The sequence below is a fragment of the Candidatus Limousia pullorum genome (genome assembly GCF_057405065.1).
Genome location: NZ_CM171614.1, coordinates 2,536,863 through 2,558,564 on the forward strand (window position 1 = coordinate 2,536,863; position 21,702 = coordinate 2,558,564).

Annotated in this window: 16 protein-coding genes and 1 tRNA gene; 7 read left to right on the forward strand and 10 right to left on the reverse strand. The window is 41.1% G+C overall.

Annotated elements, in window-relative coordinates:
- Positions 1-22: 22 nt before the first annotated feature.
- On the forward strand, positions 23-568 hold the full coding sequence (locus CGICJO_RS11895; RefSeq protein ID WP_486499062.1) for a hypothetical protein: 546 nt from the start codon (positions 23-25) through the stop codon (positions 566-568).
- Between the two features lie 94 nt (positions 569-662).
- On the opposite strand, the gene CGICJO_RS11900 is transcribed toward CGICJO_RS11895, so the two are convergent.
- Positions 663-1,037: a PH domain-containing protein gene (locus CGICJO_RS11900; protein ID WP_486499063.1), complete on the reverse strand. Its 375-nt coding sequence runs from the start codon at positions 1,035-1,037 to the stop codon at positions 663-665.
- A 75-nt stretch (positions 1,038-1,112) separates the two neighbouring features.
- Positions 1,113-1,934: a MerR family transcriptional regulator gene (locus tag CGICJO_RS11905; RefSeq protein WP_486499064.1), complete on the reverse strand. Its 822-nt coding sequence runs from the start codon at positions 1,932-1,934 to the stop codon at positions 1,113-1,115.
- An 88-nt stretch (positions 1,935-2,022) separates the two neighbouring features.
- On the opposite strand from CGICJO_RS11905, the gene CGICJO_RS11910 reads away from it, so the two are divergent.
- Entirely contained in the window at positions 2,023-3,351 is a 1,329-nt protein-coding gene (locus CGICJO_RS11910) for an MATE family efflux transporter (RefSeq protein ID WP_486499065.1), read from the forward strand.
- A gap of 39 nt (positions 3,352-3,390) precedes the next feature.
- Here CGICJO_RS11910 and CGICJO_RS11915 read toward each other — a convergent pair.
- The 6 genes from CGICJO_RS11915 to gltB form a co-directional block, all read right to left on the reverse strand.
- A tRNA-Ala gene (locus CGICJO_RS11915) sits at positions 3,391-3,466 on the reverse strand.
- Between the two features lie 119 nt (positions 3,467-3,585).
- Complete coding sequence (locus CGICJO_RS11920; protein ID WP_486499066.1) at positions 3,586-5,874, reverse strand: hypothetical protein; 2,289 nt, start codon at positions 5,872-5,874, stop codon at positions 3,586-3,588.
- 235 nt (positions 5,875-6,109) lie between these two features.
- Positions 6,110-8,011 carry an ABC-F family ATP-binding cassette domain-containing protein gene (locus tag CGICJO_RS11925; protein WP_486499067.1) on the reverse strand — a complete coding sequence of 634 codons (1,902 nt, stop codon included), beginning with the start codon at positions 8,009-8,011 and terminating at the stop codon, positions 6,110-6,112.
- A gap of 138 nt (positions 8,012-8,149) precedes the next feature.
- Complete coding sequence (locus tag CGICJO_RS11930; protein WP_087376029.1) at positions 8,150-8,587, reverse strand: potassium channel family protein; 438 nt, start codon at positions 8,585-8,587, stop codon at positions 8,150-8,152.
- 117 nt (positions 8,588-8,704) lie between these two features.
- Positions 8,705-10,192: a glutamate synthase subunit beta gene (locus CGICJO_RS11935; protein WP_486499068.1), complete on the reverse strand. Its 1,488-nt coding sequence runs from the start codon at positions 10,190-10,192 to the stop codon at positions 8,705-8,707.
- A gap of 11 nt (positions 10,193-10,203) precedes the next feature.
- Positions 10,204-14,727: a glutamate synthase large subunit gene (gene gltB, locus CGICJO_RS11940; RefSeq protein WP_087376027.1), complete on the reverse strand. Its 4,524-nt coding sequence runs from the start codon at positions 14,725-14,727 to the stop codon at positions 10,204-10,206.
- Positions 14,728-15,135: 408 nt separating this feature from the next.
- On the opposite strand from gltB, the gene CGICJO_RS11945 reads away from it, so the two are divergent.
- The 5 genes from CGICJO_RS11945 to CGICJO_RS11965 all read left to right on the forward strand — a co-directional run bounded on the left by CGICJO_RS11945 (position 15,136) and on the right by CGICJO_RS11965 (position 19,975).
- Entirely contained in the window at positions 15,136-16,341 is a 1,206-nt protein-coding gene (locus CGICJO_RS11945) for a glutamine synthetase family protein (RefSeq protein ID WP_486499069.1), read from the forward strand.
- 42 nt (positions 16,342-16,383) lie between these two features.
- Positions 16,384-16,974 (forward strand): ANTAR domain-containing response regulator, encoded by a 591-nt coding sequence (locus tag CGICJO_RS11950; RefSeq protein ID WP_087376025.1) that lies wholly within the window; start codon positions 16,384-16,386, stop codon positions 16,972-16,974.
- Positions 16,975-16,994: 20 nt separating this feature from the next.
- A complete protein-coding gene (purF, locus tag CGICJO_RS11955) occupies positions 16,995-18,437 on the forward strand; it encodes an amidophosphoribosyltransferase (protein ID WP_486499070.1) in 1,443 nt (480 codons plus the stop codon).
- A 62-nt stretch (positions 18,438-18,499) separates the two neighbouring features.
- Positions 18,500-19,246, forward strand: coding sequence for an NAD(+) synthase (gene nadE / locus CGICJO_RS11960; protein WP_087376023.1), 747 nt, complete (start codon positions 18,500-18,502; stop codon positions 19,244-19,246).
- A gap of 216 nt (positions 19,247-19,462) precedes the next feature.
- A complete protein-coding gene (locus CGICJO_RS11965) occupies positions 19,463-19,975 on the forward strand; it encodes a CarD family transcriptional regulator (RefSeq protein WP_087376022.1) in 513 nt (170 codons plus the stop codon).
- 123 nt (positions 19,976-20,098) lie between these two features.
- Here the strand turns inward: CGICJO_RS11965 and CGICJO_RS11970 are convergent, their stop codons facing one another.
- Together CGICJO_RS11970 and ilvA are read right to left on the reverse strand one after the other, a co-directional pair.
- Positions 20,099-20,482, reverse strand: coding sequence for a RidA family protein (locus CGICJO_RS11970; RefSeq protein WP_442856047.1), 384 nt, complete (start codon positions 20,480-20,482; stop codon positions 20,099-20,101).
- Positions 20,483-20,495: 13 nt separating this feature from the next.
- Positions 20,496-21,701 (reverse strand): threonine ammonia-lyase, encoded by a 1,206-nt coding sequence (gene ilvA / locus CGICJO_RS11975; protein WP_486499071.1) that lies wholly within the window; start codon positions 21,699-21,701, stop codon positions 20,496-20,498.
- Position 21,702 lies beyond the last annotated feature (1 nt).

A 21,702-nucleotide genomic window follows, 5' to 3' on the forward strand; every position in this document is an offset into this window, starting at 1 on the left:
AATTTAAAGAGAGGTAATTATTATGAAGGCTAAGAAAATTTTTGCAGTTCTCTGTGCTTGCGCTATCGCTATGTTCGCTTTCACCGGCTGCTCAGGCAATGATACAGAAACTACAGAAAACACTACAGAAATCACTTCAACCGAAGCTTCTACAACCGATACAACCGAAGATAAAACAGCAGAGAATATTTCCGAAAGCAACGCTGACTCCGCTTCTTTCACAGGTACATATTCTCCAAAGACCGTTACCGATTCAGAAGGTACTGAAATGACCTACGAGGAATATGTGTCTCAGGCGGCAATCGCTCAGGGTTTTGAAGAAGGCTCAGAGGATTACAACTCCTTTGTATCTTCAAGCGAGGCCAAGTATGTGTTTAACGATGACGGCACAGTTACAGCTTCAATGGGCGATCAGGAAAACAGCGGCACATATGTGTTTGACGGCAACTCCTCTTTAACAACAACCTTTGACGGAGTTGAAACTCAGTATACATACGATAATGCTCAAAATACACTTACAGCTACAGACCCTGACACAGGAATTACAATCGTTCTGTCTATAGTTTAATTAAATAATATGATAATTCGTGCGGCTGTTTTCAGCCGCATTTCTTTTTGACTCATAAAGAAAAAGACACGGAATAAACCGTGTCTTTTTTGTATCAAAGCATATGTCTGCTTATCATCTGTCCTATTTCAACTATGTCAGAGTTTCCGGTAAATTCAAATGTAACCTTTCCCACTCCGCTGAAAAACAGCTGCAATTCGCTGTCTATATCAAGAACACCGGAGGTTTCTATTGAAAAAACAGATATTTTACTGTAAGGCATTATTGTGTAATCTCTTCTCTTTCCTGTTACCCCCTGAATATTTACAGAGATAAATCTTCTGTTTGTAAATACTACATAGTCACGGACGCTTTTATAAACTCCTATTATCTCTTCCTTTGGTACAAGCAAAGTCAAGATATTATTGTCTACCTTTTCATCTTTGACTTTTCTAAGCTTAAACACGTCGCCGTTTTCAAAGTCTATCATTCAATAAACCCTCCTTAAATCTTAATATTATAATCAAATGTTATCAGTTTAGAAATAAAAAGTCAATATTTATTTTTATTCCAAAACTTTTACCGAAATTCTCACCACTGTTTCCTTATATGTTTTTACCGCCAGTAAATCCACGGTTTCCTCTTCAAAAAATTCTTTTTCTAACACCAAACCATTCTCATGAGAATAATTATATAATATACTGTATGATTTTTCTATTTTTTCATAACCGCCTGTGTGATACACGGAAAGGTATTTTCCTTTTTTCTTTACAAGCTTTTCGGAACCTGTGTGAAAAGCTCTGTTTATGGGTTTAAGATAAAATCTGCTGTTTTCAAATCTGATTTCATTTTCAGAAAAAACCGGCTCGCTTACAAAACCCACTGTGTTGTATGTTGCCGTAAGCAGGTTTTTATCTATAAGACGTGATATCTTCGTAACCATTTCCACATCGTCAAAGGAACCCAGCTCTTCCGAACAGAAATACTCCTCGTCCTCTTCCTGATATGTTTCAAACACCACTCCTCTTTTTTCTTCAAAAGAGGCTATATTGGTTTTCTTTTCTATGAAGATTTTCTTTATATTCTCAAGCTTTCTAATTTTTTCGTCTATAACAGGCATCTGACGTTCCATAAGATCTGCAAAATTTTCGGGGCTTCTGTTGTTTAAATATTCCTTTATATCCTTTAAGGTCATTCCCAAATCACAGAGCGCATCTATCACAAGAAAAGTATCGTATTGCATTGCATGGTAATATCTGTACCCGTTTTCGCCTATGTACTGAGGTGAAAAAACTCCCACCTTATCGTAATGATAAAGCGTATCCTTTCCTACATTGCAAAGGGCTGCAAATTCACCTGTTGTAAAGTATACTTTTTTATTTTTCATCAAATCACCTATTGACTATTGTGTTACCCTATACTTTATAATATCATCTGCAAAGAGAAAAATCAAATAAATTGTCGGAGGTATTGACATGAATAACAGTCTTGCAAAGGAGTTTGATTTAAAATCTCTGCTCAGATTTTCTGCTCCGTCCATTGCAATGATGGTATTTACATCTCTTTACACAATAGTGGACGGAATTTTTGTTTCTAACCTTGTAGGCACCGACGCACTGTCGGCAATAAACATATGCTATCCCCTGTTAAGTCTTTTTTATGCCATAAGCATTATGTTTTCTACAGGCGGATGCGCAGTTGTATCAATCCAGCTTGGTGAAGGAAATTCCAAAAAAGCTAACAGGCTCTTTGCTTTTATTACCTTGTCAGCTCTTGTGGTCACTGCGGCTTTAGCAGTTGTCAGTTTTATTTTTTTAGAACCACTTCTCACCTTTTTGGGATGCAGTGAAACACTTATGCCCTTATGCAAAAGCTATTTGTCGGTTCTTTTGGTGTTTGCTCCCGTGCTTACTCTTCAAATACTTTTTCAAAGCTTTTTTGTTGCCGCAGGAAAACCTGCTTTGGGTCTGATTTTAACTGTTTCCGCAGGTATTTCAAATATGATTTTAGACTATGTTTTTATGGCTCATTTCAACAGCGGTATTTCAGGAGCCGCCCTTGCCACTGCGGCAGGATATTTTATTCCTGCAATAGGCGGAGTGATATTTTTCCTTAAAAACAGAAATGGCCTTTGCTTCTCTCTTCCGCAGGCAGACTTTAAAGCCTTATTAAAAAGCTGTACAAACGGCTCTTCTGAAATGGTCACAAACCTTTCCACAAGCATCACCACAATGCTTTTTAACATCACAATGATGAAACACCTGGGAAACGACGGTGTTGCGGCTATTACAGCTGTTTTGTACAGTCAGTTTCTTTTGACTGCGCTGTATCTGGGATTTTCCGTGGGAGTTGCACCTATTCTAAGCTATCACTACGGGGCAGGAAACTGCGCATATCTCAATAAACTGAAAAGAATTTGCTATAAGTTTGTTTTAGCCACATCGGTGTTGTCCTTTGTACTGGCGTTTTCCATGAGCAATCCGCTGGCAAGTTTGTTTTCCGAAAACAATCAAAATGTACACGAGCTTATAAAGCACGGAATGATGCTGTTTTCTGTGGGATTTATCTTTTCAGGCTTTAATATATTCACATCGGCGTTTTTTACCGCACTTTCAGACGGCTTAACCTCCGCTATTGTTTCTTTTTCAAGAACCTTTTTATTTATCATAGCCGGTCTTTATCTTATGATGGCCATATTAGGAATCGACGGTTTGTGGCTGTCTATACCATTCGCCGAATTGTGCGCATTTATTATCAGCATTATATTTTTAAAAGCAAAACAAAAAACCATGTTTGAAAAATAGGCAAAAGAAAAAGGACTTCAAAACGAAGTCCTTTTTTCTTGGTGGAGACGATCGGGATCGAACCGACTACCTCTTGAATGCCATTCAAGCGCTCTCCCAGGTGAGCTACGCCCCCATAAGACGTTGATTATTATATCATACAGATAAAAAAATTGCAAGCTATTTTAATATATTTTTTGACTTTTTAAATGAAAAAATTAACGGGACACGGATAATCCGCATCCCGTTTTTTAATTACTTGTACAAAGTAAGGTTTGTAAATCCGTAAGTCGGCGTTGAGCTTCCGCTTTCTGGGGAAAGTTCAAATTTAAGGTTTGAACCGTAATTTAATGGTATTTCAAAGGACTGCAAACCGCTGTCACTGGAAATTGTGATTGTGTCCACAAGCTCGTTATCAACATAAACATTGAGAACACCGTTTACATCTTTTCCTCCGTCAACCTTACCCACATTGAAAGTAAGTCTTGAATAGCCGCCGCCTATTTTCATATTAGCTACACCGTTTCCGCTTGCAAACCAACCGTTTGAACTGTAAAGGGTAAAGCCTTCACGGTAGGTTTTGCCGTCAATTTTGAAGCTGCTGGTTGAGCTGTTTGTAAAGGTCTTGAGGTTTGTGCCGTCAGTTGGCGGACACTCTTCCATAAGGCTCACCGGCATATTGGTTTCAATTTCTTCTTTCTTATTGAGAAGCGTTGAATTGTCCGGCAAATCATTCAATGCCTTGTTTATTACAGTAAGGGCAGTTTCATAATTTCCTGCATCCATAAACTCATCGGCACTGCTTACTGCTGCGTTTACATATGCGTTAACACATTCGTTTCTGCAATTTGTAAGTGTTTCGTTGTCCGGGAACTGGGCAAGCATTGAATCTATAAGGTCAATAGCGTCCATATATTTTTCAGAAGCTACAAGCTGCTGTGCCTGAGATACCGAAGATGAAATATAACTGTCTGTACAGCTTGACTTGAGATTCAAAAGTGTGCTGTTGTCCGGATACTCTTTCAGAGTTTCATCAATCAAACTCAATGCATCCTTATAGTTTCCTGAATCTATAAGAGAATTTGCGCTTTCAACTGTTTCTGAAATAACTGCCTCTTCCAGACCCTCTTTACAGTTGTCGAGTCTTGTCTTTAACTCTGTATCATTAGGAAGATTTTCAACTGCTTCATTGAGAAGTTCAATAGCCGCTCTGTATTCATCAACTGTTTCACATCCGCTGGTTCTTGAAAGAATTTCTTCCTTATACTTTTCATATGAACGGTCTCTTGACGCAACCGCCTTGCTGTAGTCAGGGTCGCTTTCAATTACCTTGTCAAATTCCTTTGCAGCGGCAATATAATCACCGTTTGTGAAATACTTCTGTCCTGCCGCATAAGCCGCTCTTGACTCTTCCAAAGCCTCTATAGTTTCAAGGGCTTCTTTTGCCTTTTCGATAAATCTGTCGTCATCAAGGGCAATAACGCTGTTCAAAGCAATTTTAGCTTCATCATAGCTTAACACCTTATCACGATGTTCATTTAAAACTTGATCTATATAGGAGTTCATTTTGCCCTCAAAAATCCACATCTGTATAGGTGAATTTTTTACGCTTTCATTATAAATGCTCGCCGCTGTGTCGTATTTCTTATCTGCAAAGGCCGATATAGCTTCGCTGGCTGAGGAATTTATAACAAACTCTGAAAGTCCAAACCATCCTGCCGCAGCTACTATTACTATCAAAACAGGGATAACTACATATCTCTTTTTTGAACCGCTTTTCTTTTTCGGCTTTTCAGGTTCTTCCTCTTCGATTTCTTCAAACTCTTCATCGTAGAATTCTTCTTCAGGAACTCTTTCTTCGCTGTAGCCGTTATCTGTAAATCCATCATCATAGCTTGCTACAAATCCGTCTTCGTAATCTATATCTTCGTCGATTTCTCTTTCTTCTTCCGGCTCTTCCTCCGGTATTTCATTTATGGGAACATAGTTGCTGATAAATTCCTCTGTCTCATCAACATATTCCTCTTCTTCCGGTTCTTCCTCAGCGTCGATAGTTTCAATCTCTTGAATATCTTCCTGCTGTTCCGGTTCTTCCTGAATTTCTTCCTGGCTGTCATCAACAACTTCAGCAGTTTCCTCCTGAAGAACTTCTGTCTGCTCCTCTTCACTGGGCAAAATTCCCGCTTTAATGGCTGCTACTTTAGGAATATAGAAACCGTCGCTTGTGTCAAACTCTTTTCTGAGCTGATGAGCATCTTCCTCTAAACTCTCTGTAACAGAACAGTCATGCCATTCCTCTTCCTCATCGTCTGGAGTATCCAGAGGCTGTGTCAAAGGTTCGGTAAAACCTTCGCCGTCTGTATCAATCTCAACCCCAGAGGAGTCTGTGGCAGTGTCGCTTTCTTCGTTCAATTCTTCACTTAGTCTTAAAATTTCACGAAGTGAGCTGTCATCATCTTTTAAATATGCGGAAGTATCTGCATTACAAAAAGGACATCTGGAAACATCGTCGTTGAGTTCTCTGCCGCATTTATGACAAAACATCGTCATTCCTCCATTTCCTACCCTTTTTATTACACTTTATTATTATACTTGCTTACACTAACATATTAACATTTCGACGTTTTTTTTGCAATTCTTTTTTTTTACAATAGAAAATCCCATTATTTCACTTATTTTGGTAAATTATCCTTTTGTATTGTATTTTCAATTCACCTTAGAAACACACATGCAGTAAACTCAAAGCCAATAAGTTATAAAATGCACAAAACACAAATAATCAGTCGCTGAGCTCCGCCCACTGCTCGTACAGCTGTTCCTGCTTTGCTTTCAGCTCCTCAAGCTTTCCGGAAAGCTCTATAAGCTTTTGATAGTCGCTTGTTACCTGAGGGTCTGCAAGCTGTTCATTTACCTTTTCCATTTCAAGCTCGGTTTCCTCTATTTCCTGTTCCGTCTTTTTTAGCATGGAACGGCGTTTTCTTTCCTGTGCCTGCATTTCCTTTTTCATTTTATAATCTATAGCACCTGTGGATTTTTTTGTTTCTGTATGAGTTTTGCCGCTGTCCTGTCCGGATTTCTCAAGGCGTTTTTCCATGTAATAATCATAGTTTCCAAGATACTCCGTCATGCCCTCGGGCTTTAACTCTAAAATCCTGTCTGCAAGCTTGTTTATAAAATATCTGTCGTGGCTTATGATAAGCATTGTGCCCTCATAAGACTTCAAGGACTCTTCCAGCGCCTCTCTTGAGGTTGTATCCAAATGGTTGGTAGGTTCGTCCAAAAGCAGGAAGTTTCCTCCTCCCAGCATAAGCTTTAAAAGTGAAACTCTGGCTCTCTCGCCGCCGCTCATCTGATTTATGGGCTTGAATACCTCGTCGCCTTTGAAAAGGAAAGCCCCCAAGGAGGTTCTAACCTGTGTCTGGGTCATTTTAGGATATTCGTCCCATATTTCATCCATTGCGGTCTTTTCCATATTTAGGTTTTCCTGCATCTGGTCGAAATATTCCGTTTCAACCTTTGCTCCGAAATCTATTTCTCCCCTGTCCGCAGGCACGGTTCCCATTATTATTCTGAAAAGTGTGGTCTTGCCGCAGCCGTTGCTGCCCACAATAAATACCTTTTCTCCTTTTCTTATGTGCATGTTCACATTTTCAAAAATCTTCTTTTCTCCAAAGGTCTTTGAAACTCCCTCGCACATCAAAACGTCGTTTCCGCTTTCAGTGTTTGGCTGAAACTTGAACTTTATGTTTTCCAGTTCGCTTTCAGGTACAACAAGGTTTTCCTTTATGCGGTCTATTTCTTTCTGTTTGCTTTCGGCGGTTTTTATATTTTTCTCACGGTTCCATCTTTTCTGCTGTTCGATGATTCCCTCTATTCTCTTTATTTCCGCCATGTCTTTTTTGTATTTATTTTCAGCGGCCTTTTTTGCCTCTTCCTTTTTTCTTATAAACTCGGTGTAGTTTCCTTTGTACATCTGGAGCTTTTCGTGTTCAAGCTCCATTGTCTTATTTGTAACCGTATCAAGGAAATATCTGTCGTGGCTTATTATAATCGCCGCTCCCTTAAAGTCCCTTATAAAGCTTTCAAGCCAGCCTACAGAATTTATATCCAAATGGTTTGTAGGCTCGTCAAGAAGTATTATGTCAGAACCGGAAAGCAGAAGCTTTGCAAGGCTTAATTTTGAACGCTGTCCTCCGCTGAGCTTTTTTACAGGCATATTAAAATCTTCCTGCTTAAATCCCAAGCCTGTGAGAGCTGAGGCTGTTCGGCTTTTATAAACAAGTCCGTCCATAGCCGCAAACTGTTCCGAAAGTTCAGTATGACGCATAATAGTTTTCTCATCTGACCTGCCCATTTCCAAATCAAGATTGAGTCTGTCTATCTCCTCTTCCATTCTTATAAGGTGAGGAAACACGCTTAAAAGCTCGTTATAAACCGTATTTTCCGAATTTGAACAGGCATGCTGTTCCATATATCCTATTTTGAGATTTTTGGATGTAAAGAAGTCTCCTCCGGTCTGCTCCATTTTACCGCAAAGAATTTTAAACAGTGTGGTCTTTCCCACTCCGTTTACACCGATAAAACCCACCTTGTCGGAAGCTTCAATATCAAAACTAACCTGGGAAAACAAGACCCTTTCAGAAAAACTCATTTCCAGATTATGAACACTCAGTACAGCCATGTCTGTTACTCCTTCTTTATATTTCTATTTATATTTTACAATATAAGGATAAATTTAGCAAGTTGTTTTATTTTTCCCGTTTTTATGCCGATGTATAAGAAAATCGGATATTAAACAATACCCGATTTTTCTACATATTTATTTAGCTTCGTTTCCTCTGTTCTTTCTGAATTTTTTTATTTTGGTAGAAAGCTCCTTTAGCTCCTCTTTTGACAGCTTATCCAGGTTTTCAAGCTTATCTGTAATAAGAAGCATACTCTCGTCTGTTCTAACCTTTGTGTACTCCAGAAAATAGCTAACTACAATTCCGGGAACCAAGGCTATTACTATTATACTGTAAATGCTCAAGGCTATTGAAGCTATTCTTCCCACTATTGTCACAGCCACAAAATCTCCGAAGCCTATTGTGGTTGATGTAACATAGCAATACCAAAGGCTGTCCCAAATTCTGGTTATCTCCGGCTCGAACAGCCAGATAACAAACGCCGCCGCAACAAAAAACAAAAGATATCCGAAAATTATTTTGTCCGCCTTTGTGTATTTCATAATCTTCCAAAAAACCTTTGCCTTTTTCATTATCAACACCCCAATAAATTTGTAATGTTTTTTATTATAGCTTACAAAACAAATTTACGCAAGAAAAAACAGAGGAATTGTTGCTTCCCCTGTTTTCTCTAAATCTATAATCAATCATCAAATCATATTTGAGTAACCCATAAGACAGCGGTCAACCTCTTTGGCGCACTCTCTGCCTTCGGCTATCGCCCATACTACAAGTGACTGTCCTTTTCTTACGTCACCTGCGGCGAACACCTTCGGGTTTTCGGTTTTATAGGAACCTTTTCCTGTTTTAATGCAGTTTCTTTCCGTTGTTTCAACTTCAAATTCCTGTGAAACATATTCCTCACAGCCTGTAAAGCCTGCGGCAATTAAAAGCAAATCGCAGTCCAAAACCTTTTCGCTTCCCTCAATCTCAACCGGTGAAAATCTGCCTGTTTCCGGATTTCTTTCCCATTTAAGCTCTACTGTGACAATCTGCTTTATATTATTGCTCTCGTCGGCTATGATGTTTTTAACTGTGGTGCAGTAAACTCTCGGGTCCTTTCCGAAAACTGCTATAGCTTCCTCCTGGCCGTAATCGGTTTTCAAAACCTTAGGCCACTGAGGCCATGGATTATTTTTGCTTCTTGTTTTTGGAAGTGGCTCCATCATTTCAAGCTGTACAACGCTGTTACAGCCCTGACGGATACAGGTTCCCACACAGTCGTTGCCTGTGTCACCGCCGCCTACAACTACGACATTTTTGCCTGATGCACTTACACATTTTTTATCCTGCAAATTGGAGTTTAAAAGGCTTTTTGTAACAGAAGTCAAAAAGTCCACCGCAAAGTATACACCGTTTGCATCCATTCCGGAAACATTCAGTGTTCTTGGCTGTTTTGCTCCGCAGCACAGCACAATTGCGTCGTAATTATCCATGAGCTCCTGGACGGAAACATCTCTGCCCACATCGGTATTTACAATAAATCTTATACCCTCGTGAGCCATAAGTCTTGCTTTTCTGTTTACTATTTTTTTGTCAAGCTTCATATTCGGAATACCGTACATCAGAAGTCCGCCCACTCTGTCCTCTTTTTCATATACTGTGACATTGTGACCTCTTTGGTTAAGCATATCTGCAACGGTAAGTCCCGCAGGGCCTGAACCGATAACGGCTACCCTTTTATCTGTTCTAACCTTTGGAATTCTTGGCTTGATATATCCCTGCTTGTAGCCGTTTTCAATAATTGCCAATTCGTTTTCACGGATTGTTACAGGGTCTGAATCAAGTCCGCAGGTGCAGGCGGCTTCACAGAGAGCCGGACAAACTCTTCCGGTAAATTCCGGAAAATTGTTTGTTTTGAGCAGTCTTGACAATGCGTTTTCCCAGTTGTGGCTGTATATCTCGTCGTTCCACTCCGGTATAAGGTTGTGGAGCGGACAGCCTGTGAAACCGCTTTCCAGCATCATTCCCGACTGACAGAAGGGCACGCCGCAGTTCATGCATCTTGCGCCCTGCTGTTCTCTGTCCTCTTTTGAAAGCTGAGGATGGAACTCAGAGAAATCCTTTATTCTCTCAAGGGGACTGCGTGTGGAATTATTCTTTCTTTCAAACTCTAAAAATCCTGTTGGCTTTCCCATAATATCCCTCCTCAGTTGTTTGCTATGGAATAGAATGCCTCAATCTCTGCCTGTTCTCTTGACATTCCCTTTTCTTCCATTTTTCCTATTGCTTTCATCATTTTACTGTAATCATTTGGAATAATCTTTTTAAACTTAGGAAGATATCCCTCGTAATCATCCAAAATCTTCTTGCCGATACTTGAGCCTGTTTCCCTTACGTGATTTTCAATAAGGGTTTTAAGCTCTGCAATATCGTGCTTTTCCTTAACGGCTGTCATTGAAACCATCTCTTTGTTGAGCTTGAGATAAAGTGTATGGTCCTCATCAAGCACATAAGCGATACCGCCGCTCATACCTGCTGCAAAGTTTTTACCGGTTTTACCTAAAATTACCGCTCTGCCGCCTGTCATATACTCACAGCCGTGGTCGCCCACGCCCTCTACAACCGCAAAAGCTCCTGAATTTCTTACGCAGAATCTTTCGCCGGCTATACCATTTATATATGCTTCGCCGCTTGTTGCTCCGTAAAGAGCTACGTTTCCTATAATAATATTTTCCTCTGCCTTAAACTTGCTCTCCTTTGGAGGCTTTACAACAAGCTTTCCGCCGGAAAGTCCCTTTCCGAAATAGTCGTTGCTGTCGCCCTCGAGCACCATTGTAAGTCCCTTTGGAATAAATGCTCCGAAGGACTGACCTCCGCCGCCGTGACAGTTTACAACATATGTGTCGTCAGGCAATGTGTTCTTATACTTTTCTGTAATCTCAGAACCGAAGATGCTTCCCAAGGTTCTGTTGATACTTGTTACCTTTATATCTATTTTATCGGGATTTCCGTTTTTAATTGATCTTTTGAACTTCTTGCAAATAACGCTTTCGTCCAATGTTTCCTCAAGCTTAAAGTCGTAAACATCTTCCGGGTTGAAATGCACAGCGTTTTCCTCGCCCTTGTAAAGGATTGCGGACAAATCAATCTTTCTGGATTTTTCACTGCTCATGTTCTCCTTTACCTTTATAAGGTCTGTGCGTCCCACAAGCTCATCTACCTTTCTCACTCCAAGCTTTGCCATAAGCTCTCTCAGCTCTTCTGCGATAAAGGTCATAAAGTTTACAACATACTCAGGCTTGCCGCAGAAACGCTTTCTAAGCTCAGGATTCTGTGTGGCAATTCCCACAGGACAGGTGTCTTTGTTGCAGACTCTCATCATAAGACATCCCATTGTGATAAGAGGAGCTGTAGCGAAACCAAATTCCTCTGCGCCCAAAATTGCGGCAATGGCAACATCTCTTCCGCTCATAAGCTTTCCGTCGGCTTCAAGGACAACCTTTGTTCTCAAGCCGTTCTGGATAAGTGTCTGGTGTGCTTCTGCCAAACCAAGCTCCCAAGGAAGTCCTGCATTGTGAATTGAAGTCTGAGGAGCTGCACCTGTTCCTCCGTCATAGCCGGAGATAAGCACAACCTGTGCGCCTGCCTTTGCAACACCTGCGGCGATTGTTCCTACACCTGTCTCAGAAACAAGCTTTACGGAAATTCTCGCCTTTCTGTTGGCGTTTTTAAGGTCGTAAATAAGCTGAGCCAAGTCCTCGATGGAATAAATATCATGGTGAGGAGGAGGTGAGATAAGGGACACGCCAGGGGTTGAATATCTTGTCTTTGCAATCCATGGATAAACCTTTTTGCCCGGAAGGTGTCCGCCCTCGCCCGGCTTTGCGCCCTGTGCCATTTTAATCTGTATTTCCTTTGCGCTTACCAGATATTCGCTGGTAACGCCGAAACGTCCTGAGGCAACCTGCTTAATTGCGCTTGAACGCTCTGTTCCAAGTCTTTCAGGTTCTTCGCCGCCCTCGCCGGAATTTGATTTGCCTTTCAGCATGTTCATGGCTATTGCCATACACTCGTGGGCTTCCTTAGAAATAGAACCGTAGGACATTGCGCCTGTTTTAAATCTCTTTACAATCTCAGAAACCGGCTCAACCTCATCTATTGAGATTTCTCCGTTTTCAGGGAAGTTAAACTCCATAAGACCTCTGAGATTAAATGGTGTTTCAGTGTTATCGATTTTATCTGTATAATCTTTAAACTTCTCGTAATTTCCTGTCATTGCGGCTTCTCTCAGGGCAATTATTGTTTCTGCACTGTAGAGGTGTTCCTCTGTGTCACTGCCGCCTCTGAACTTATGAAGTCCAAGGCTATCCAAGGTTGTGTCAACGCCAAGTCCCAATGGGTCAAAGGCGTGGTTGTGTCTGTACTCCACATCGTCCTCTATATCTTTAAGACCGATACCGCCCACACGACTTACTGTGTTGGTAAAGTACTTATCTATAACACTTTTCTCAATTCCCACAGCTTCAAAAATCTGTGAGGACTGGTAGGACTGCAAGGTAGAAATACCCATCTTTGCGGCAACCTTTACAACTCCGTGAAGCACTGCAAGGTTGTAATCCCTTATAGCTGTATGATAATCCTTATCGAGCATTCCCTTTTCTATACACTCGGTAATGCTCTCATGGGCAAGGTATGGGTTTATAGCTCTTGCGCCGTAACCCAGCAAAGCGGCAAAGTGATGAACATTTCTCGGCTCTGCGCTTTCGAGAATAATGGAAATTGCAGTTCTCTTTTTTGTTCTTACAAGATACTGCTCCATTGCGGATACTGCCAAAAGTGACGGTATAGCAACATGATTTTCGTCAACTCCCCTGTCGGACAAAATCATAATATTTGCACCGTTTTTATAGGCTCTGTCACAGGCTATGAAAAGATGATCCAAAGCCTTTTCAAGGGAAGTATTTTTATAGTAAAGCAGTGACAAAGTTGCCACCTTAAAGCCCGGCTTGTTCATGCTTCTTATTTTCATAAGGTCAACGGCTGTAAGGATTGGATTTTTAATGCTTACAACCGTGCAGTTTTCAGGCTTTTCCTCCAAAAGGTTTCCGTCTGAACCAACGTAAACGGTGGTATCGGTTACGATTTCCTCTCTGATAGCGTCTATGGGCGGGTTTGTAACCTGTGCGAAAAGCTGTTTGAAGTAATTGAAAAGAAGCTGGTGCTTGTCAGAAAGCACTGCAAGAGGTGTGTCGATACCCATAGAGGATGTTGGCTCAATTCCGTCTTTAGCCATTGGAAGAACCATGTTTTTGATGTCCTCATAGGTGTAACCGAAAGCTTTATAAAGTCTGTCTCTCACCTGCTGGCTGTAGTTTTCAACTCTTTTATTTGGAATAGGCAAATCCTCAAGGCGCACAAGATGCATGTCAATCCATTCGCCGTATGGATTTCTCTGGGCGTAATACTCCTTGCACTCGTCGTCGGAAATAAGTCTGCCCTCTTTTGTGTCAACCAAAAGCATTTTACCCGGCTGCAAACGTGATTTCAAAAGAATTTTTTCCTCCGGGATATCAAGAACTCCAACCTCGGAAGCCAAAATAAGCTCGTCATCCTCGGTAATATAATATCTTGATGGTCTTAAACCGTTTCTGTCAAGGATTGCGCCAACCTTTTCACCGTCGGAGAAAAGAATTGAGGCAGGGCCGTCCCAAGGCTCCATCATTGTTGAGTAGTAGCAGTACAAATCCCTTTTGCTTCTGCTCATCATCTGGTCTTTGCTCCAAGGCTCCGGAATTGTCATCATCATAGCCAACGGAAGCTCTACACCGTTCATTACAAGGAATTCTATTGTATTGTCAAGCATTGCAGAGTCAGAACCGCAGGCGTTTACAACAGGGAAAATTTTGTCCATGTCCTCTTCCGGCATAACCGGTGAAAACATTGTTTCCTCACGAGCCAGCATTCTGTCCACGTTGCCTCTTATTGTATTGATTTCTCCGTTGTGGAGAATAAATCTGTTTGGATGTGCTCTTTCCCAGCTTGGGTTTGTGTTTGTGGAAAATCTTGAGTGAACCATTGCTATAGCGGACTGATACTCCTCCCTCTGCAAATCGGGATAGAAAAGTCTTAACTGATTTACAAGGAACATTCCCTTATAAACTACAGTTCTTGAGGAAAGTGAAACCACATATGTGTTGTCGTTGCTCTGTTCAAAAACCCTTCTCACAATATAAAGGCGTCTGTCAAACTCAATACCTCTTTTTGTGTTTTCAGGGCGTTTGATAAAGCACTGCATAATAAAAGGCATACAGTCTCTTGCTCTGTTTCCGAGAATCTCCGGACATACGGGAACCTCTCTCCAGCCCAAAAACTCCAAGCCTTCCTTGACTGCGATTACCTCGAACATCTTTTTAGCCTGATTTCTCTCGAGCTTTTCCTGTGGGAAGAAAAACATTCCCACTCCGTAATCTCCCTTTTCCGGAAGATTTATTCCAAGGCTTTTACATTCAGGCTGAAAGAAGCTATGGGAAACATTGACCATAATGCCGACGCCGTCTCCTGTTTCTCCGGATGCGTCCTTGCCGGCTCTGTGTTCCAGTCTTTCAACAATCTTTAAAGCGTCGTCAACTATTTTGTGTGACGCTTTTCCTTTTATATTTACAACCGCACCGATACCGCAGGCATCATGTTCAAAACGTGAGTCGTAAAGAGTCTGACCGGTTTTTGCCATAATAACAACCTCATTTCTCGTGCATTTTTCTTAGATACTTTGTAATTTTACTTTTAAAAAACAAAAAACGGCACAGGTATACAGATACTATCTGCGACACCTTTGCCGTTTCACTTTGCATATTTTACTCCATTATCCCCTGTTTGTCAATATAAAAATAATAATTATGAATAATTTCCTTTTTAATCCTGCATATAACAGAATAATTCTTGACATTTCTATTGCCGGATGTATAATAGTAATAATAAAAGTTGAGCAAAGGCGTTCATACAAAGGGGTTTTTATGCCCTTTTTTTATGAGCGTTTTCTTTTTACAGGTTTATCGCTGATACAAACAATAATAATTGTATTGTTGACAGCGGGAAGAAAATTATTTACTTATTTTCCTTAAATACGGAGGTTTATGCAATGTATTCATTAGAAGAAGTAAAAACATTTGTGCAGGAAGAGGATGTAAAGTTTATAAGACTGGCTTTCTGCGACAAAAACGGAGTACAAAAAAATATTGCCATTATGCCCGACGAGCTTGACAGAGCTTTTTCTCACGGAATTTCTTTCGACGCTTCTGCAATAAACGGTTTCGGAGATGAAGTAAAATCCGATTTATTTCTTCACCCCGACCCGTCAACACTTGCAATTCTCCCATGGCGTCCCCAAAGCGGCAGGGTTATCAGAATGTTCTGCGATATCTCCTACCCTGACGGAACTCCTTTTGAAAAGGACAGCAGATATATTTTGAAAAAATCAATAAAAGCAGCCAAGGAAATGGGCATTGACTGCTACTTCGGCGCAGAATTTGAGTTTTATCTTTTCCATACCGACGAAAAAGGAAACCCCACCGACACCCCATTTGACAAAGCCGGATACATGGACATTGCCCCTCTGGACAAGGGCGAAAATGTGAGAAGAGAAATCTGCTTTACTCTCCTTGACATGGGAATAAAACCGGAAAGCTCTCATCACGAGGAAGGCCCGGGTCAAAATGAAATAGATTTTCGTTACAGCGACGCTCTCACCGCCGCCGACAATGCAACAACCTTTAAATCCGTGGTTGAAGCTATCGCCATGGGCAACGGTCTTTACGCCGACTTTTCACCAAAGCCATTAAAGGACAAAAGCGGAAACGGTATGCATATAAATATGTCTATAAGAAGTGATGACAACAACGATTACTGGGAAAGCTTTATGGCAGGAGTTTTGGAGCATGTGGAAGAAATGTCAGCATTTTTAAACCCATGCAAGGACTCATATCTCCGTTTAGGTGAGAAAAAAGCTCCTAAATACATCACATGGTCACCGGAAAACCGTTCCCAGCTTATCAGGATTCCTGCGGCTCACGGCGAGTACAGAAGAATTGAGCTGCGCTCTCCAGACCCAATGACAAACCCATATATCGCATATACATTACTTATAAATGCCGGACTTGACGGAATAAGAAGAAATCTCAAGCCGGGTATACCGGAAAATATAAATCTTTTCACTGCGGAAAAAGCGGTTACCGACAAGCTTAAAGCTCTGCCCTATTCTTTAGACCAGGCGGTATCAATCGCAAAGAGCAGCAGCTGGCTTAAAAGGATTCTTCCCGCCTGCTATTTTGAATTTGACTATATCTGAAACTAAGCAGTTTGCAAAGACAAAAATGAAGGAGTGATAGTTTTGTTTGCCGGACCTGAACCGATGAACGCATTGGTCGTATCCTCTTCCCCAAAAACCTGCGAATCAATCAAAAGTCTTTTACAAAAAAATCAGTTTTCTCAGATATTTGTCGGCAGCAGCGCAGGAGAAGCGAGGAGAATTCTCTCGGATATTCCCATAGATATTCTTCTTATAAATACCCCTCTTTCCGATGAATTCGGAACTCAGTTTGCCCTCGATGTGGCAAACAACAGCGGCACAGGAGTTCTTTTATTTGTAAAAAGCGAAAATTATGAAGCTGTTTCATATAAGGTTGAGTCGGCGGGAGTTTTAACAATGTCAAGGCCTGTTTCTCCCCAGCTTTTTTCACAGTCATTAAGGCTTATTATCGCCACAAGGGCTAAGCTTAAAAATCTCTATGAAAAAAACTCCGACTTGCAGGAAAAAATGAAAGAGGTAAGAATTTTGAACAGGGCTAAATGGCTTTTGGTTGACAAGAAGAAAATGAGCGAGCCTGACGCCCACAGATATATTGAGAAAAACGCAATGGACAGATGTGTAAGAAAAAAAGTTATTGCGCTGGAAATTATAGATGAACTGGATAAAGAGTAATCAAGGAGCTGAGTATATACATGGATTTTTCTTCAGAAATACATGAGGAATGCGGTGTTTTTGCCGTTTATTCAAACAAACCTACAGCTGTCGCCTCCACTGTCTACTATGGTCTTTTTGCACTACAGCACAGAGGACAGGAGAGCTGCGGAATAGTTGTAAACGATGACGGCATTTTCAGAACCTACAAGGACACAGGAATTGTAAACGATGTTTTCACACCTCAGGTTTTACAGGACTTGGGAAACGGAAACATGGCTATAGGTCACGTGAGATACAGCACCACAGGGGACAGCGACAGAATAAACGCACAGCCCATAGTTGTAAACCATATTAAAGGAAGGCTTGCATTAGCTCACAACGGAAATCTTGTAAACACAGATACCCTTAAAGAGGAGCTGGAATTAAACGGAGCAATTTTCCACATGACCAGCGACACAGAGGTTATCTCTTACCTTATTATAAAGGAAAGGCTTACCGCCGCTTCCATTGAAGAAGCTATAAACCGAGCCATGGACAAGCTGGTGGGCGCTTATTCCCTTGTTATTATGTCGCCCTCAAAGCTTATAGCCGTCAGAGACCCAAAGGGTTTCAGACCTCTTTGCTACGGAATTACCCCTGACGGAAGATATATTGTGGCTTCAGAAAGCTGCGCTCTTGACGCAGTGGGAGCAAGGCTTATCCGTGATGTTGAGCCGGGCGAAATTCTGGTAATAGACAAAAACGGTGTTTCTTCAATTAAAGACCACTGCGGCAAGGAAAAACATTCAAAATGTATTTTTGAATACATCTATTTTGCCAGACCGGATTCCGTTATTGACGGATATTCAGTACACGAGGCAAGAATCAGGTCGGGAATTTTTCTTGCACTTGAACACAGCGTTGACGCAGATATAGTTATCGGTGTTCCCGATTCGGGAATTGACGCCGCCATAGGTTATGCAAGGAAGTCCGGTATTCCCTACGGAATAGGACTTGTAAAAAATAAATACATCGGAAGAACCTTTATTTCACCGGGTCAGGAATCCCGTGAGGACAAGGTTCACATTAAATTAAACCCTATCCCCTCTGTGGTAAAAGGAAAAAGGGTTGTTCTTATAGACGACTCAATCGTCAGAGGAACCACATCACGCAGGATTGTTGAGCTTCTCCGTGAAGCCGGCGCATTGGAAATTCACATGCGAGTTTCCGCACCGCCTTTCATAAATCCATGCTATTACGGAACCGATGTGGACTCAAAGGAAAATCTTATTGCCAACCATCACACAGTTGAGGAAATAGCCAAAATGATTGGTGCAGACAGCCTCGGTTTTTTAAATCCGGAATATGTCACCTATCTTAACGGAAGCAAAAACACAAACTGCTACTGCACAGCCTGTTTCGGCGGAAAATATCCCACAAAGACAAAGGACGAATACAAAGCGGTTTCTGACTATTCCAAAAAACTCAGTGAGCGCATATAAAAACATTTATGTTTAAACAAATAAAGTACTGTCAATTATACAGTCAAACGGGAGGTATTATTATGCGTAACTATGAACTTGAATTTAAAAACAGAGTTGAATTTATCAAAAATATGCTTGAAAAAACAAAGGCAACAGGTATTGTTTTCGGAAACAGCGGAGGCAAGGACAGCGCACTTGTGGGCATTCTCTGCAAAGCCGCCTGCGAAAACACAGTTGGAATTATCATGCCCTGCTGTTCACAGAGAAACTTCGGCGAAGACATGGACGACGGCAAAGAGCTGAGCCAGCAGTTCAACATAGAAACAAGGGTTGTTGACCTTACCGATGTTAAAAACAAAGAGCTTGGGGTTTTGGAAAATGTAACAACCATTACCGACGCCGCTTCAGCAAACATAGCTCCTCGTCTTAGAATGATAACTCTCTACACCATTGCCGCCTCTGAAAATAGAATTGTTGCCGGAACCGGCAACAGAAGCGAAGCTTACATGGGCTATTTTACAAAATGGGGCGACGGCGCATACGACTTTAACCCTATCGCAGATTTGACTGCAACAGAAGTTTTTGAGTTTTTAAGATACCTGAACGCTCCTTCTTCAATCATCGAAAAAGCACCTTCAGCAGGTCTTTTTGAGGGTCAGACAGACGAAAAAGAAATGGGCGTCACCTACAAAGCCATTGACAAATACATCACCGAAGGCAAAGGAGAACCCGAGGATGTGGAAACTATAAACAGATATCATCTGAGAAATCTTCACAAAAGAAAAATGCCTGAGGTTTACGCCTGCTTTGAAGAAGATTTAAAATAATCTTTTTTACTTCTAAAAATTTATAACTATATAAAAATTCCAAAAATCTCCCCTATCGCCTGCGCAAAAGTACACAAATTTACAATTTGTGTACTTTTGCCTTTGACTTTTTTCTTTTAAATATGTTAAAATACTAATATAGAGATACGAAAGAACAATATTTTAAAATTAAAATTTATTGCTCTCTCTAAATCAAAGTAATTGGAGGCGATAAAAATGTACAGTGCGGGAGATATCATTATTTACGGAACAAAAGGCGTTTGCCGTGTTGAAAGTGTAGGACATTTATCGGTATCAGACGGTCTTGCTACAGACAAGCTTTATTACACACTCTCACCTCTCTTTGGAAAAGAGGGCGAGAAAATCTATTCCCCTGTTGATACAAATGTGTTTATACGCAATCTTATTTCTCCAAGTGAAGTTGAAGACTGCATAGAAACCGTTTCTCATAAAAAGACAGAGGGACTTAATTGCAGAAACAAAAGAGAGCTTGCCGAAAAGTATAAAGCAATTATCAAGTCATGCAACTGCATAAATATACTTTTGCTTATTAAATCACTTAACGGCAAATTTGAGGACGCAAAAGAAAATCATAAAAAATTCAGTCAGATGGACATGGACTTTCTTCGAAATGCGGAAAATATTGTATACGGTGAATTTGCAGTTGTTTTGCACATTTCAAAGGAAGAAGTCAGAAAAAAGGTTGAAAGCCGTATTTTCTGCGCATAATCTAAAAAAGTATGATGATTTTATTTTTCTGAAAAAGACTAAGATAAACAAAAAACACCACAGTTTATACCGTGGTGTTTTTTGTTTTGCAGAATAATAATTTTGAAGGCTTTTTATCAAATCTTACGCATCCTGAGCCAAAGCGATAACCTCAACCTCTACAGCCGCATCCTTAGGAAGCGCCGCAGAAACGCAGGCTCTTGCCGGCTTTGAAACAAAATGCTTCTCGTAAACACTGTTAAATCTTGAAAAATCTCCCATATCTTTCAAGAAACATGTGGTTTTAACCACCTTTGAAATATCTGTTCCCGCAGCCTCAAGAATTGCCTTGAGGTTTGCGATAACTCTTTCTGTCTGCTCCTCTATGCTTCCTCCAACAAGCTCTCCTGTTGCAGGGTCAAGTGGAATCTGACCTGATACATATACAAATCCTCCTGCTACCACTCCCTGGGAATACGGGCCGATAGCTGCCGGTGCTTTATCTGTCTTTACATATTTCATTTTCATTTCCTCCTATATCTCAATTCATAGACCTAATTATCTTAAATCCTGCGTTTGTCAGCGCTTTTCTAATCTCTTCTATATGGTTATAATCTCTGGTTTCCATAACAATATGCAAAAAGCATCCTGTTACATCCATTCCCTCGTTGGCTCTGTTGTGCTGTACTGATGTTACGTTTCCGCCCAGGTCAGCAATAATTGCAGAAATTTCCTTGAGCTGTCCCGGCTTATCCTGTAAAGCAACAGTGATATCTGCGCTTCTTCCGCCCTTGAGAAGTCCTCTTGTGATAACTCTTGAAAGAATTGTAACGTCGATATTTCCTCCGGAAACTATGCAGGCAACCTTTTTGCCCTTGATGTCGAATTTATTGAACATTGCCGCCGCAACGGATACCGCACCTGCGCCCTCTGCAACAAGCTTATGCTTCTCCATGAGGGAAAGAATTGCGCAGGAAATCTCGTCGTCTGTAACTGTTGCGATGTCGTCAACATATTTACAGCAGATATCATATGTGATATCGCCCGGTTTCTTAACTGCGATACCGTCTGCAATGGTTGAAACGCTGTCCAGTGTTTCGTTGCAGTGGTGCTTTACGGAATTATACATAGACGGTGCGCCCTGTGCCTGTACACCGTACACCTTACATCTTGGATTAAGGGATTTAACCGCATATGCGATACCGGAGATAAGTCCGCCGCCTCCGATTGGAACGATAACCGCGTCCATTTCCGGAAGCTGCTCCAGCAGCTCAAGACCGATTGTACCCTGTCCGGCAATAACCTCTTCATCGTCGAAAGGATGAATAAATGTTGCGCCGCTTTCCTTTTGAAGCTCTACAGCCATGTTATATGCATCGTCGTAAACACCCTTAACAAGGCACACATCTGCGCCGTATCTTTTAGCAGCTTCAACCTTTGAAATAGGAGCTCCGTCAGGCAGACAGATAAGTGATTTAATGCCGTTTTTAGTAGCCGCCAAAGCCACGCCCTGTGCATGGTTTCCTGCTGAACATGCGATAACACCTCTTTCCTTTTCTTCGTCGGAAAGCTGGGATATTTTATAGTAAGCACCTCTCACCTTAAATGAACCTGTAATCTGGAGGTTTTCAGCCTTTAAAAATACCTGTGCCTCAGGATTGATAAGTGGCGCATGAATAAGGTCTGTACATCTCACAACATTTTTAAGCACATATGAAGCGTGGTAGATTTTATCAAGGGTCAACATC

Bases quoted from the DNA above. Each gene is read 5' to 3' on its own strand.
- CGICJO_RS11895 (WP_486499062.1), top strand. From the start codon at position 23: ATGAAGGCTAAGAAAATTTTTGCAGTTCTCTGTGCTTGCGCTATCGCT.
- CGICJO_RS11900 (WP_486499063.1), bottom strand. From the start codon at position 1,037: ATGATAGACTTTGAAAACGGCGACGTGTTTAAGCTTAGAAAAGTCAAA.
- CGICJO_RS11905 (WP_486499064.1), bottom strand. From the start codon at position 1,934: ATGAAAAATAAAAAAGTATACTTTACAACAGGTGAATTTGCAGCCCTT.
- CGICJO_RS11910 (WP_486499065.1), top strand. From the start codon at position 2,023: ATGAATAACAGTCTTGCAAAGGAGTTTGATTTAAAATCTCTGCTCAGA.
- CGICJO_RS11920 (WP_486499066.1), bottom strand. From the start codon at position 5,874: ATGTTTTGTCATAAATGCGGCAGAGAACTCAACGACGATGTTTCCAGA.
- CGICJO_RS11925 (WP_486499067.1), bottom strand. From the start codon at position 8,011: ATGGCTGTACTGAGTGTTCATAATCTGGAAATGAGTTTTTCTGAAAGG.
- CGICJO_RS11930 (WP_087376029.1), bottom strand. From the start codon at position 8,587: ATGAAAAAGGCAAAGGTTTTTTGGAAGATTATGAAATACACAAAGGCG.
- CGICJO_RS11935 (WP_486499068.1), bottom strand. From the start codon at position 10,192: ATGGGAAAGCCAACAGGATTTTTAGAGTTTGAAAGAAAGAATAATTCC.
- gltB (WP_087376027.1), bottom strand. From the start codon at position 14,727: ATGGCAAAAACCGGTCAGACTCTTTACGACTCACGTTTTGAACATGAT.
- CGICJO_RS11945 (WP_486499069.1), top strand. From the start codon at position 15,136: ATGTATTCATTAGAAGAAGTAAAAACATTTGTGCAGGAAGAGGATGTA.
- purF (WP_486499070.1), top strand. From the start codon at position 16,995: ATGGATTTTTCTTCAGAAATACATGAGGAATGCGGTGTTTTTGCCGTT.
- nadE (WP_087376023.1), top strand. From the start codon at position 18,500: ATGCGTAACTATGAACTTGAATTTAAAAACAGAGTTGAATTTATCAAA.
- CGICJO_RS11965 (WP_087376022.1), top strand. From the start codon at position 19,463: ATGTACAGTGCGGGAGATATCATTATTTACGGAACAAAAGGCGTTTGC.
- CGICJO_RS11970 (WP_442856047.1), bottom strand. From the start codon at position 20,482: ATGAAAATGAAATATGTAAAGACAGATAAAGCACCGGCAGCTATCGGC.
- ilvA (WP_486499071.1), bottom strand. From the start codon at position 21,701: ATGTTGACCCTTGATAAAATCTACCACGCTTCATATGTGCTTAAAAAT.